Below are 13619 nucleotides of genomic sequence, written 5' to 3'. Positions count from 1 at the left end.
AAGGGAGGAGAATTTTAATGGCTAAGGCTAAATTTGAAAGAACTAAGCCCCATGTTAACATTGGAACAATTGGTCACGTTGACCATGGCAAGACTTCATTGACAGCTGCTATAACAAAAGTATTAGGCTATCTCGGAAGAGCAGAGTATAGAGCATATGATCAGATAGACGCTGCTCCGGAAGAGAAGGAAAGAGGTATTACCATCAATACCGCTCATGTTGAGTACGAAACTGAAAACAGGCACTACGCTCACGTTGACTGCCCCGGTCATGCTGACTATGTTAAGAACATGATCACCGGTGCTGCTCAGATGGACGGAGCTATCCTGGTTGTTTCAGCTGCAGATGGTCCGATGCCTCAGACAAGAGAACACATTCTCTTATCACACCAGGTTGGAGTACCATACATAGTTGTTTTCCTTAACAAGTGTGATATGGTAGATGACGAAGAGCTTATCGAATTGGTTGAAATGGAACTCAGAGAGCTTTTGAGCCAGTATGACTTCCCTGGAGATGAGATTCCGATAGTAAGAGGTTCTGCTTTGGCTGCATTGGAATGCACTTCAACAGATCCTAATGCTCCTGAATACGCTCCTATTCTCAAGCTGATGCAGACAGTTGACGAATACATTCCTACTCCTGAAAGACCGACAGACAAGCCTTTCTTGATGCCTGTCGAGGACGTATTCTCCATCACCGGCCGTGGTACTGTTGCTACTGGTAGGGTAGAAAGAGGAACAGTAAAAGTTGGTGACGAAGTTGAAATCGTCGGCTTAATGGATGCTCCCAGGAAGACAGTTGTAACCGGTGTTGAAATGTTCAGAAAGCTGCTGGATCAGGCTGTTGCCGGAGATAACATTGGTGCTCTCTTAAGAGGTATTCAGAGAAATGAAGTTGAAAGAGGACAGGTTTTGGTAAAACCCGGCTCAATCAAACCTCATACTCACTTTAAGGCACAGGTTTACGTTCTCACCAAAGAAGAAGGTGGAAGACATACTCCTTTCTTCAATGGTTACAGACCTCAGTTCTATTTCAGAACTACCGACGTTACAGGTGTAGTTGAACTGCCTCAGGGTACAGAAATGTGCATGCCTGGTGACCATGTTAACATGACAATCAAGCTCATCACTCCTATAGCTATGGAAGCCGGCTTGAGGTTCGCTATCCGTGAAGGCGGAAGAACTGTTGGAGCAGGAACTGTAACTGAGATAATAGAGTAATTTTAAAATATAAAAATGACCGCCGATAAAGCGTGTCATAAGTAATTTAATAAAAGACGGTGTAGCTTTTTGGCTGCACCGTCTTTTATTAACAAGTATGAAGAAGACAAATCGTGCTGCATAAAATCATATATAGATGAAATATATCAGTGTACGGTGTAATGTATATGAGTATGGTAAAATACAATAAATAAACGAGCAAATACATAAAGCGTTTAATACTTTACATGAGTAGCTTATTTGGCTTCTGAGGGGAAATCAAATGCAAAAACACCCATCCGGCTGCAAAGCGGATAGGTGTTATTTTTACTTTCTATATTTATTCATCGGTATAAAGCTTCCGGAAGCCCTTACAACTCTCATTACTGCCAAAGCTAATTATCTTTTTGCCTCATCAGATAGAAAAGGAATCTCCAAAAGTAATTTCCCAAAGGAGATTCCAAAGAGGATTTGCCTAAAATGGCATCTTTATGATGGGATTTATTATCATTCATTTACTAGCAGCACATTATATTATCCGGCGCTAACCAGGCCTGCCCTGGTCAGGGCATTTCTTATCTGAAGCCCCAATGCTGCGGAAATTACTGCCTTTACAATATCAAGGGGAAGAAAGGGTATCACTCCTGCGGATATCGCCTTGGCCGCATCAAGCTTGGCACTCACTGCAAGCCATGAAGTGCCCAAAGTGTAGCATACAACCAATCCTGCCAGAAGCGCTCCGGTCATTGTGATAAAGGATGCGTTTTTCTTGCGGCTGACCAGCAGACCTATTACCAGAGCCATGAAGGGATAGCTGATTATGTACCCTCCTGTGGGACTTAATAAGACATTTAACCCGCCTCTGAAACCGGCAAATACCGGAACACCTACCAAACCCAGCAGAATGTAAACGATTTGCGATAAGATACCGTTTCTGGTTCCTAATATCAATGATGAAAGGAATACTCCGAAAATGGAAAGGGTGATCGGTACCGGAGAAAAGGGTATTGGGATGGAAATCTGAGCCAGGATCACCGTTACTGCAGTGAATAAAGCAATAACATTAATATCTTTCAAATTTAGTTTCATAAGACCTCCTTGAATTGTTAACTATTTTAAAAATTTAGGTTGACAATAAGAATAATATAACAGACTCCTTTTTCTGTCAATATATCTCTAAAGATAAATTTAATTTTCCGATGCGCCGGGGGATGTGTTTTGATTGAAAACCTAAGAGGTGATGGAACATAATGTTTCCTTAACATATTGATTCATATGGGAGTTTGTATTATTCTAAAATAGGAATTATGCTCCAGATGAATAGACTCGTATTCTATTATGTTTAAAATGCCACTGTGAGGGAATATTTATTATTGAAGTTGAAACTAAAGGAGGAGCTTGCTTATGATTGAGGTAAAAAACGATATTTACTGGGTAGGAATAAAAGATTGGGAACTAAGGCAGTTCCACGGACATGAGTTGTCTACCCATAGAGGCTCTACTTATAATGCATACCTCATTAAAGATGAAAAGGTGGTCCTGGTTGACACAGTTTGGGACCCCTATCAAGAGGAATTTGTGGACAAGCTGGAAAAGGAAGTCGGCATAGACAATATAGATGCAATTATTATAAATCATTCTGAGCCTGACCATGGCGGCAGCCTTGGATATCTGATGTCTAAGAGGCCGGATATTCCCATATATTGCACTAAAAATGGAGCTGATGCAATCAGGAGGCAATTCCATAAGGATTGGAATTTCAATGTTGTAAAAACCGGTGATACCTTAAAAACCGGAAAGTATGAGCTGGTCTTTGTTGAGATGCAGATGATACACTGGCCGGACAGCATGCTTACATATGTAAAGGGAGCAAACCTGGTGCTTTCAAATGATGCTTTTGGACAGCATTATTCTCCGGCATCCCTTTTCAATGATGAAATCGATACCTGCGAACTGTATCAGGAGGCAATCAAGTATTACGCCAATATCCTTACTCCGTACAGTCCTTTGATTAAGAAGAAGATAGAGGAGATAAGAGCCTTAAATCTTCCGATAGATATGATTGCTCCGAGCCACGGGGTCATATGGAGAGAGAATCCTGTTCAAATAATAGACAAGTATTATGAATGGTCTCAGGATTACAATGAAGGAACTGTTGTCATTATATATGACACAATGTATAACGCTACCAAGATGATGGCCGAAGCGATAGGGGAAGGTTTGGCTAAAAACGGTATCAAATACAAGCTGTATAACAATTCAGTATCGGATCAGAGTGATGTGCTTACCGAAATATTCAAGGCTAAGGGAGTAATAATAGGCAGCTGCACTGTAAATAACACGGTTTTACGGTCAATTTCCGCGCTCCTGGATGAAATAAAAGGCCATAGATTTAAGAACAAGGTAGGCGCTGCTTTTGGAAGCTATGGATGGAGCGGGGAAGCGCCAAAGATAATAAGCAAATCCCTGGAGGAAGCAGGATTGAAGATTCTGCATGAGCCTCTCCAAATCAAGTATCGTCCTACGGAGGATGAGCTTAAGATGTTTGTTGAGATGGGAGACAAATTTGCAAAGGCCATGAACGCATAGGCAGCGATAATGACCTTGAAATTAACTGAATAAAATACTCCGGTAAGTTCTATAACAACCAAAAAGCAGCTTTTATCCGTTAAGGATAATAAGCTGCTTTTTAATTAGTCTGCTTTTCAAAATATTTCATTAGCTCGTTATTCGTTAGCTCGTTATATCACACCGTAGGTTGCAGTATATTGTCACCATTATATCCGATATTCTTACATCTCTGCGCGCACTCTTTGCACACTCTTTTTTCATGCTTTTCGCATTATTTTCTTCTTTTGCGGGTTGCAACGTCAAAGATTACGGCAGCAGCGAGGACAGCTCCCCTAATTATATACTGATATGAGATTCCCACACCCATAAGGTTCATACCGCTGGTCAATGAAGCCATAACCAATGCCCCGATAATGGAGCCGGTTACCTTACCAACTCCACCGGCTGCGGATACTCCTCCGACATAGGCGGCTGCAATAGCATCAAGCTCAAACAAGGTTCCTGCTGTAGTGGTTGCTGACTGAAGGCGAGAAGTGTATAATATGCCTGACAGCGCAGCAAGCATGCTCATAGATCCAAATACTATGAATGTTATTTTCTTTACATTAATACCACTTAATTTTGCTGCTTCAGGATTTCCACCCACCGCATAAATATGCCTTCCCAAAACCGTCTTGGTGCTTATGAAATGATATAGAGCCACTACGATCAACACTACCACCACAGTCCATGAAAGGCCGTTGTAGCCGGCAAGTATCCAAGTCACACAGGCGATTAAGGCTGACACAAAGCTTATTTTGAGTATAAACATGCCGAGGGAAGTCACTTCAAAATTGTACTTTTTCTTGTTTGCCCTGGTTCTGGCTTCACTCCATACATAAAGTGCGATAGCCAGCGTTCCAAGAATGAGCGTAAGCAGATGGAAGTTTCCAACGTTGGCAATATCGGGTATAAAGCCATTTCCTATAGCATTGAAAAATTCATTATTGATGATAATAGTTCCTGTTCCTTCAGTCACAAGGAGAAGCGCTCCTCTAAAAACCAGCATCCCGGCGAGAGACGCCACAAAGGACGGTATCTCCAATTTTGCAACCAGAAATCCATTAACAAGGCCAATCAGGATTCCCAGCAGCAGGATTACGGGAATGGTTATTATTACCGACAACCCCATCTTTGTGAGCATAATAGCTGCTATTGCCCCTAGAAAACCGGCAACAAAACCAACTGAAAGGTCAATATGTCTGATGACTATGACCAGAGTCATACCGACAGCCAGCACGGCGATATATCCCGTCTGATTAATCAAATTGCTTATATTTCTTGAGGAAATAAACAATCCGTCAGTTGTAATAGTGAATGTCAACATTATCAAAAACAGGGCGATATACATTCCATAATCGCGTATGTTTTGCTTAATCAGAGTTCGTGATTCTTTGACAAATTTCATGACCATTCCTCCTAATTTGTTGCCAGCTCCATGATTCTTTCCTGAGTGGCTTCCTCTATTGATAATTCACCGGTAATCCTACCCTCCGAAACCACGTATATCCTGTCGCTCATACCTAAGACTTCAGGAAGTTCGGAGGATATCATTATGATGCTCATACCCTGTCTTACCAGCTCATTCATTATCGTATATATTTCATACTTGGCGCCTACATCTATACCACGTGTAGGCTCATCCAGTATGAGAATATCAGGTCTGGCAAACAACCATTTACCCAGAGAAACCTTCTGCTGGTTTCCACCGCTTAAATTGCCAACCTTTTGCTCGATACCGGGTGCTTTAATATTAAGTGATGCTTTATATTCATTTGCGACTTTTATTTCTTCATTCTGATTTATTACACCATTTTTTGATATGGATTTTAAATTAGCCAATGTAATGTTCTGCTTGATATCATCAATCAATATCAGACCGTTGCCTTTCCTATCTTCCGTAACATAGGCAATTCCTGCGCGGATAGCATCGTCAGGATGTTTGAAAACCTTTTTTTGTCCCTTTATTATCAGATCGCCCTTTAGCTGATACTCTGCCGCATTACCGAAAATGCTCTGGGCGAGTTCAGTTCGTCCGGCACCCATTAATCCGGCTATTCCGACAATTTCTCCCTTTTTCACATTCAAGTTTATATCTTTAAGTATTTCTCTCCCGAGTCCGGGATCATATGCACTCCAATTCTTAAGCTCGAAAACTGTTTCATTCGATGGTTTGAAATTCCGCTTTGGATAGATATTATCAATCTCGCGGCCGACCATATTTTTTATAATTACATTTTCAGTGATTTCCCCTTTTTTAGCATCCAGGGAGCAAATCGTCTGACCGTCCCTCAAAACAGTTACGGTATCGGCGATAGCTATAACTTCCTTAAGCTTATGGGAAATCATGATTGAAGTTATACCTTGTGCTTTCAGTTCTTTTAACAGTTTTAGAAGGTTTTCACTGTCATCTTCGTTCAAAGCTGCTGTGGGTTCGTCCAGAATAAGCAGCTTTACATCCTTACTCAAAGCCTTTGCAATTTCAACCAGTTGCTGCTTTCCTACACCCAGGTCTTTTATTTTTACTGCAGGATTAACATTAAGCTTTACTCTTTTTAACATTTCTCCGGCTTGCAATATGGTCTCATTCCAGTCGATGGCAGCGCCCCTTCTTATTTCATGCCCCAAAAATATGTTCTCATATACCGTCATTTCCGGAACAAGCGCCAATTCCTGATATATGATCGCAATACCAGCCTTCTCACTGTCCCTGACGCTTGTGAATTTCTGAACTTCACCATTGAAAATAACATCACCAGTGTATTCCCCATGAGAATAAACACCGCTTAAAACCTTCATCAGTGTTGATTTTCCTGCGCCATTTTCACCTACGAGGCAGTGAATTTCTCCTCTTTTAACCTTGAAATTCACGTTGTTTAAAGCCTTCACTCCGGGAAACTCTTTGGTAATGTTTCTCATTTCCAGTATGTGTTCGACCATAATCATTAACGCTCCTTTGATAAGCAAACCTTAGAACGGCAGAATAGTGATGGCTGCTGCTATCACTATTCTGCCTGTACTAATTATTTGCTATTACTTTAAACCTGTGAAATCAGATGCTGAATAGTAACCTGAATCAATCAATGCGGATTTAACATTTTTGCTGTCTACAACAATAACCTCAGTCTGTTTTGCCTTAACATCAATCTTTCCGTTGTTGTATGAACCGGTGGTTTCAGGTGTGGTACCCTTTAACAGAGCAATTGCCATGGATATTGAATCTTTAACAAGGGTACGTACATCTTTGAATACGGTCATTGACTGTTTGCCATCAATGATGTATTGAATGGAAGCTTTTTCAGCATCCTGACCGGTTATCACATAGCTCTTTACTGCAGAGTCTGCCTTGAATGCATCTGCTATTGCACGAGCAGTACCATCATTGGGAGCGAGTATGAATACATCGCCTTTATCAGCAGCTGAAGCAGAAGTCAAATGAGCTTCAGCCTTGTTCTTTGCTTCATTGAAATCCCAGTTTGTTGTTACCTGGCCGATGATCTTGCTCATTTCTTCTCTGGTCAAAGTGGCCTTATCCTGTAAAGCAACCGCCTCGCTGGAGTTTTTAATAACGAAAGTACCATCAGCAATCTTCGGCTGCAATACGCTCCAGGCACCTTCAAAGAAGAGGAATGCGTTATTGTCAAAAGCACCGCCGGCATACAGGTAGAGCGGATTTCCGCTGCCTTCTGCATTGTCAACCAGGTATTGAGCTTGCGCCTTACCTACAGCTATACTGTCAAAAGTCACATAATAGTCAATTGCATCAGTGTTTGTAATCAACCTGTCATAGGATATTACCTTGATACCTTCCTTTTTAGCTGCTTCTACAGCTGCAGCTGCGGCATCACCATCTTGAGGACAAATGATCAATACTTTTATGCCTTTTGCAATCAAGGCATCCACGTTTTCCTTTTCTTTAGCCGATGTACCCTGGCTGAACAGTATTTCCACGGAGTAATCAGTGTCTTTCAGTGCTTCCTTGAATCTTTGTTCATCCTGAACCCATCTTGGTTCATCTTTTGTCGGCAGAACTATGCCGATATCAACCTTGCCTTTGGAGTTGCTATTGCCTGAATTGCCTGCTGAACACCCGGCAAACATTGCTGCAAGCATAACTGCTGAAACGATAAATGTCACAAATTTCAAGTAACGCTTCATTAGAAATCCTCCTTTTTTGGCGTCTTCGCCTTTGTTGAGTTCATTATAACACCGCACCGTCTGGACATAGTTAACGCCAATCTGCATATTATTTATCTGTGTGAATTTTGAGAGAAGTGACCACGAGATTTTTAACATTAAAAAAGGTAAGGTAAAGCAAAAGCTGCCTTTTGAGGCAGCTTCTCCCTGAAAAATCCTATTTTATCTGTTGTGCCGGCAGCATGACAAGCTAATCTATTTTAGGCCATTGGGATTTTGGTATATTCATATATACGTCTTCAAGCCTGTGAAATTGATCCTTGATGATGACATCAACCATGTTTTCACTGGTGACAAGAATCGGTTCGATTTTGTAATAGGGAACATCATATTTGCCGTCATTTATGGTATCATTTGCCTGTATCAACCCTCCTCTTGCCATTTTCACAGCAAACTCTGCGGCTGTCCTGGCAATTACATCGATGGGTTTATAGACGGTTGCATACTGGGTGCCTTCTACCACTCTCTGGCATCCGTCCAGATCGGCATCATGTCCTATCACGGTCACCTTTCCTGCAAGCCTTTTCTCAGCCAATGCCTGCACCGATGCCCCCGCCAAAGTATCATTGGCAGCTATTATTGCATCAATTCGCTCTCCGGAGCGCAAAGCTTCTTCAACAAAGGATAAAGCATTCTCATACATCCAGTCATCTACCCATGTTTCGCCTATCACCTGAATGATGCCGCTTTCAATTCTATAATTCAGAGCTGACATGTAGCCTTTATTAAACATAAAGGAGTTGTTATCCTTTTTTGAACCATTCAATATCAGATAATTGCCTGTAGGAGAATTCTCTATTGCCGCTTGTCCCATAAGCTCTCCCACCTTTACATTATCAAAGGATATATACAAATCGACATTTGCTTTCTTTACAAGCCTGTCATAAGAGATGACCTTTACTCCTTTGTTTTTGGCAGCTTTTACCATATCTGTGGCTTCATCGGCATCATGAGGCACAAGTACCAGTATATCAATGTTCTGATCAAGAAGATACTGCACCTGTTTCTCCTGTTCGGCGCTATCACTATTAGCTACCTGCAAAATCACTTCTGCACCAAGCTCATTGGCTCTTGCCATAAAGATGTCCCTGTCCCGAAGCCATCTCTCATGAACCAGAGTATCCATTGAATAGCCTATTACTATCTTTTTTTCTTTTTGATCATTACCATCCGGTCCGTTTTCTTTTGTTTTGCTGCATGAGCTCAACACAAGCGGTAAAAAAATCATCAGCAACAGGATGATTGCCAATCTCCTCAGACAATACACATTAACATCTCCTCGAATATCAGTTTAATTCAGATCTAAAAAAGCTTTCCTTATACTCTGTGGGTGCTACTCCCACCACTTTTTTAAATATCCTGCTGAAATAATTCGGGTCGCTGTATCCTATATTATAGCAAATTTCCTTAATGCTCATTTCACTTTTTTCCAGCAAATCTTTTGCAATTTTGATTCTGATACCGGTGAGATAGTCTATGAAGTTTTCTCCTGTTTCTTCTTTAAATAGTTTGCTGAAATACTGGGGGCTGACATTTATTTCCCTGGATATATCTTCCAGAGTTATGGGCTTGGAATAATTCGCTTTTATATATTCTTTTGCTTTCCTGGTCAGATCTCCAATTTTGTAATCCCGATAGGAATTTATCTGTGCGGCAACGCTCTCCACTCTATTTCTGCACCACAGCTTGAGCTCAGTGAGATCATTTATAGACAGCATTTCCTCAAGAAAGCCGATTTCGTCTGATTCGAGATCAGTACCGTATTCCCATGCCATGTGGTTGACCAGAAAAACAATCTCCAAAAGCTTGTTTTTAATCTTTAAAGGCTGATTACTATAATTGCTTACCAGCCAATCGAAAATATAATTCAATGCATTCACGCTCTCAACAGCATCTCCAAGAGCCACCTTCTGCAATAGCGTTTTTTCCTTGTGCTCCGGATATTGGGACATCTGTGGATTTCTTGAGGGGATATCCATATAGTGCATAACGCCGCTGCTCTGGAGATAGCGCAATGCTTTCAACGACTCTTCGTAGGATGACGGAAGCAGTTCGAAATTATCATAGGTTCTTCCGATGCCGATTTTAAAGCTGCATTTCAGCTTATTGGAAAGCTTTTGAAAAAGGCTTTCGGCAATGGACAATGCTTCCTGGCGTGCTGAAAATTCATCCGTATCACAATTGGTGGGAACAAATACAACAACACGGTTCAGCATTACAGGACCTACTATGCACTTATGCAAGGTATTGATGGTATCCTTCAGAAAGGGATAAAAATGCTGGCTGCGCACGCTGTAGCCGATTTTGTTCTCCAGCTCTCCATTCTTTTCCTCATCTCCAAACTCAACGGTCATCACATATCCGCCGTTTTCCTCAATTTCAAAAATTTGTTTGTAGTTTAGAAGTTCATTCCTGTTATCATCGAAGAGAATCAATGAGTAAATAAACCCGTTTTCCAATATTGGAACTATATATTCCATCTTTTCCTTCAATTCAAGTTCTATTCTGCGCTTTTCCTTTTCAGTCTTTACAATTTCGATGGCCTTGTTAATGACTTCCACAACCTTTGTCCGGTTTACCGGTTTCAAAAGGTATTCGATGACACCGAGATTGATGGCTTCTTTCGCGAAGTCAAAGTGATCAAAGGCTGTTAAAACAATAATGACAACCTGCTTATGACGGCTTTTTATTTCTTTTATGGCTTCAAGACCATTAATTCCGGGCATCCTGATGTCCATGAATATGATATCAGGAACAGCATCATCGACTTTTTCTATGACTTCGCGCCCGGATCTGGCGGTAGCGATAATTTCTATATTGTTGAAATTTTTTTCTATTATATATTTGAGTGAATCAATGACTATCTTTTCATCATCGGCGATTATCAGCTTATACATAATTATCCCCCAATCAATCCTGATTAATAGGTATTCGCAGTAAAACTTCCGTTCCTTTGCCAGGTTCACTGTAAATATTCAAAACTTTATCATTGCCATAAAAAATCTTTAAGCGGCTCAAAATATTATTTAATCCAATACCATTAGTATGCCCTTTATGTGCACTTTCAGCAGTTGCTTTATCGTGTGCCTCTCCATTTAGGATTTCCTTTATCTTTTCGGGGGGCATACCCTTTCCATTATCTCTTACGGAAATTTCTGCATTTTGCCCGCGCCTTTCGGCTTTTACCCATATCCTTCCTGTTTCCTCTAAATCACCAATACCATGAATAAAGGCATTTTCCACAATGGGTTGGAGTACCATGCATGGTATCTTGACTCCCAGTATGCTTTCGTCTTTGCTCAAATAAAACTCAATTCTGTCACCAAAACGTTCATTCAGCAATTTCGTGTAATTTTCAACATTCCTGATCTCATCTCCAATTGTCACAGGCTTATCCAGATTCCTCAGGTTATACCTGAAAAGCTCGGCCGCGCTTTCGATAAAGGAACAGGCACGGTCAGCGCCCTCCAGCATTGCAATCTGGGCTCCGGCATTAAGAGTGTTGAACAGAAAGTGAGGATTGATCTGTGCCTGTAGGGCATGGAGTTCTGCCTCCTTAAGGTTGCTTTTCATTATCAGGTTTTCCATCTCCTGCTCTTTCAGGCGGCTCTCAAGCTCGGCCTTCTCCTTGATTTCGTTTATATATTGCCTGATGCTGCCTGTCATGCGGTTAAAGGCTTCTGCCATGACTCCTATTTCATCATTGGAGTCCACTTTTACGCTGGGCACGTTGAAATTCCCGTGAGTTATCTCATCGGCAGCCTTGGAAAGTTCTGATATTGGATTTGTGATCCTATAGGTAAACCACAGTATTAATAATATGCTTAATGCGATGATGGAGCAAATTATACCTATGTTCAGCATATGCACGATATTAAATCTGCTCTTCACCGACATATAACGGTCGGTATTTTGCAAAAACAGGGTATTATTGAGCTTTTGAATATACTCGTTGATATACTGGTGAATCCTGGCGCTTTCCCTGTAGTGCAAAAGATATTCATCCACCATCCTTCCTCTTCGGGCGGTTACTGCAGCATCTATTTCCTCCAGGTAGGTGGATATCATATTCTTGATATTTTTCATCATAAGTATGTTTTCAATGCTCGAATAGTTCATTTCTATGGACTCTGCTTCTTTCCTCAACTCGCTGGAATATTTGTAGTAGTCGCTAAGGTTTTTGGAGTGCTTTGTAGTCAGGTAGTTTTCATAGGCATAATCAAGCTTTTCCAGGCTTTTATGAAGGCTATTCAGTTTTACATTCATCTCAAAAGTTCCGCTCATTTTGTTCATAAGCACACTGATGCTGTAATAGGGGTATATATTGGTAGCGCTTAAAAGCATGATAGTCGCCATGAAATATAGTATCAGCTTTTTCTTGATGCTGCTATTGTTCCATATTTGCTTAAGCCTTCTCCACAAACGCATTTCAGTCCTCCCCAGGCTTCAGATATTCATCGACATTTGCTTTTGTTATCAAGCGTGTTTCCACTGTAAAATAGGCTGACGTTCTGCCTTTTTCCTTTATATCCATCAGTGCGCGGATAGCATCATAACCCATTTGTTCATGATTGGCTGTGACGGTGCCAAAAACTACTTCGCTGTCTATATAGCGCAATAGCTCCGGGGAATCACCATAGCCGATTATATTGTAGCCTACCTTGTTAAGATCAATTAATCTCTGGGCAACAGCTATGGTATCGCTTGCAGTCGTGCACACTATCGTATCCAGCTCGGGCCTGTTGGTCAGCAAATCTTTTATGGTATCCTCGATGCCTAAAAAATTTAAGTCATCATATTCAATTATACTAAAATCAATCCGGTCATGTATCTTAAAAGCGTCTTTAATACCTGAAATCATCAGATTTTGGAGCATTGTTCCGCCAACCTGATTTTTACCAATAAGCACAGCAACATCACCCTCATCGCCTGTGGCGGCAAGGGCCATTCTGCCCAGCTGAACGCCGGAACTATACGCATTCATGCCAACAAATGCGGTTCTCATGCTGGCCTTGGCATCTCTGCCAATAGTGACAACAGGTATATCCTTTTTCACGCCTTTGTTTATAAGCTCACCGGCTTGATCTTCATCCCATACGTAAGTTACTATTCCGTCCACTCTGGATGCTATAGCCACATCCAGGTATTTCCACTGCTCATCCATATTTGAAATGCCTGGCCCATTAAACTCGACAGCCACGTTGAATTCCTTTGAAGCCTTTTCCACACCTTTCTTTATGGAGAGCCAAAAAGGATCATCGACGTTCTCACAGATCATTGCGAAGTGATAGACAGGCTCCTTGTCCGGTACTATTATTCCGGCATTCTGATCGACAGAAGCAAGGGCGGTATTAATGCTGTAATATATAAATGAAGTAATTGCAAGAATAAGCAAAATCATAGCAGAAAGCAGGACTACATAATGCTTTTTTTTCACAGGAAATCCCTCCCTCACAATTATACATACAAAGGGCGCATTTTATCAAAAACAATATTTAACAATATAGTATAACACAACGGTACTGCAATTTCATGATGCAAAAATTGGATTACCGCTTTTGATACTGCAATAATAGATATTTCATCGCTTTATAACCCATAAAAGCATTCTTA

At 41.1% G+C, this 13619-nt stretch carries 10 protein-coding genes; 2 read left to right on the top strand and 8 right to left on the bottom strand.

Translation table 11 applies throughout. The features are described 5' to 3' along the window. Positions 1 to 17: 17 nt before the first annotated feature. Entirely contained in the window at positions 18 to 1220 is a 1203-nt protein-coding gene (gene tuf, locus CDO33_RS15610) for an elongation factor Tu (protein ID WP_103080995.1), read from the top strand. A gap of 513 nt (positions 1221 to 1733) precedes the next feature. Here the strand turns inward: tuf and CDO33_RS15605 are convergent. Then, complete coding sequence (locus tag CDO33_RS15605; protein ID WP_103080994.1) at positions 1734 to 2288, bottom strand: biotin transporter BioY; 555 nt, start codon at positions 2286 to 2288, stop codon at positions 1734 to 1736. A gap of 315 nt (positions 2289 to 2603) precedes the next feature. On the opposite strand from CDO33_RS15605, the gene CDO33_RS15600 reads away from it, so the two are divergent. Beyond that, entirely contained in the window at positions 2604 to 3788 is a 1185-nt protein-coding gene (locus tag CDO33_RS15600; RefSeq protein WP_103080993.1) for a flavodoxin domain-containing protein, read from the top strand. A 253-nt stretch (positions 3789 to 4041) separates the two neighbouring features. Here CDO33_RS15600 and CDO33_RS15595 read toward each other — a convergent pair whose 3' ends face one another. The 7 genes from CDO33_RS15595 to CDO33_RS15565 form a co-directional block, all read right to left on the bottom strand. Then, positions 4042 to 5217, bottom strand: a complete 1176-nt coding sequence (locus CDO33_RS15595) for a sugar ABC transporter permease (RefSeq protein WP_103080992.1) — start codon at positions 5215 to 5217, stop codon at positions 4042 to 4044. An 11-nt stretch (positions 5218 to 5228) separates the two neighbouring features. Beyond that, a complete protein-coding gene (locus CDO33_RS15590) occupies positions 5229 to 6749 on the bottom strand; it encodes an ATP-binding cassette domain-containing protein (RefSeq protein WP_103080991.1) in 1521 nt (506 codons plus the stop codon). A 93-nt stretch (positions 6750 to 6842) separates the two neighbouring features. After that, positions 6843 to 7967 carry a sugar ABC transporter substrate-binding protein gene (locus CDO33_RS15585; RefSeq protein WP_103080990.1) on the bottom strand — a complete coding sequence of 375 codons (1125 nt, stop codon included), beginning with the start codon at positions 7965 to 7967 and terminating at the stop codon, positions 6843 to 6845. A 229-nt stretch (positions 7968 to 8196) separates the two neighbouring features. Further along, positions 8197 to 9273: a sugar ABC transporter substrate-binding protein gene (locus tag CDO33_RS15580; RefSeq protein ID WP_103080989.1), complete on the bottom strand. Its 1077-nt coding sequence runs from the start codon at positions 9271 to 9273 to the stop codon at positions 8197 to 8199. Positions 9274 to 9292: 19 nt separating this feature from the next. After that, positions 9293 to 10903 carry a response regulator gene (locus CDO33_RS15575; protein WP_103102803.1) on the bottom strand — a complete coding sequence of 537 codons (1611 nt, stop codon included), beginning with the start codon at positions 10901 to 10903 and terminating at the stop codon, positions 9293 to 9295. Positions 10904 to 10916: 13 nt separating this feature from the next. Next, a complete protein-coding gene (locus CDO33_RS15570) occupies positions 10917 to 12434 on the bottom strand; it encodes a sensor histidine kinase (RefSeq protein ID WP_103080987.1) in 1518 nt (505 codons plus the stop codon). 1 nt (position 12435) lies between these two features. After that, positions 12436 to 13443: a substrate-binding domain-containing protein gene (locus tag CDO33_RS15565; RefSeq protein WP_103102802.1), complete on the bottom strand. Its 1008-nt coding sequence runs from the start codon at positions 13441 to 13443 to the stop codon at positions 12436 to 12438. Between the last annotated feature and the right edge of the window lie 176 nt (positions 13444 to 13619).

The organism is Clostridium thermosuccinogenes (assembly GCF_002896855.1).
In the GTDB taxonomy this organism is placed as follows: Bacteria; Bacillota; Clostridia; order Acetivibrionales; family DSM-5807; genus Pseudoclostridium; species Pseudoclostridium thermosuccinogenes.
This window is presented reverse-complemented; position numbering and strand designations above follow the sequence as displayed.

Excerpts from the sequence above, each read along its gene's own strand:
- CDO33_RS15570 (WP_103080987.1), bottom strand. The coding sequence starts at position 12,434 with ATGCGTTTGTGGAGAAGGCTTAAGCAAATATGGAACAATAGCAGCATC.
- tuf (WP_103080995.1), top strand. The coding sequence starts at position 18 with ATGGCTAAGGCTAAATTTGAAAGAACTAAGCCCCATGTTAACATTGGA.
- CDO33_RS15575 (WP_103102803.1), bottom strand. The coding sequence starts at position 10,903 with ATGTATAAGCTGATAATCGCCGATGATGAAAAGATAGTCATTGATTCA.
- CDO33_RS15585 (WP_103080990.1), bottom strand. The coding sequence starts at position 7,967 with ATGAAGCGTTACTTGAAATTTGTGACATTTATCGTTTCAGCAGTTATG.
- CDO33_RS15590 (WP_103080991.1), bottom strand. The coding sequence starts at position 6,749 with ATGGTCGAACACATACTGGAAATGAGAAACATTACCAAAGAGTTTCCC.
- CDO33_RS15605 (WP_103080994.1), bottom strand. The coding sequence starts at position 2,288 with ATGAAACTAAATTTGAAAGATATTAATGTTATTGCTTTATTCACTGCA.
- CDO33_RS15600 (WP_103080993.1), top strand. The coding sequence starts at position 2,604 with ATGATTGAGGTAAAAAACGATATTTACTGGGTAGGAATAAAAGATTGG.
- CDO33_RS15595 (WP_103080992.1), bottom strand. The coding sequence starts at position 5,217 with ATGAAATTTGTCAAAGAATCACGAACTCTGATTAAGCAAAACATACGC.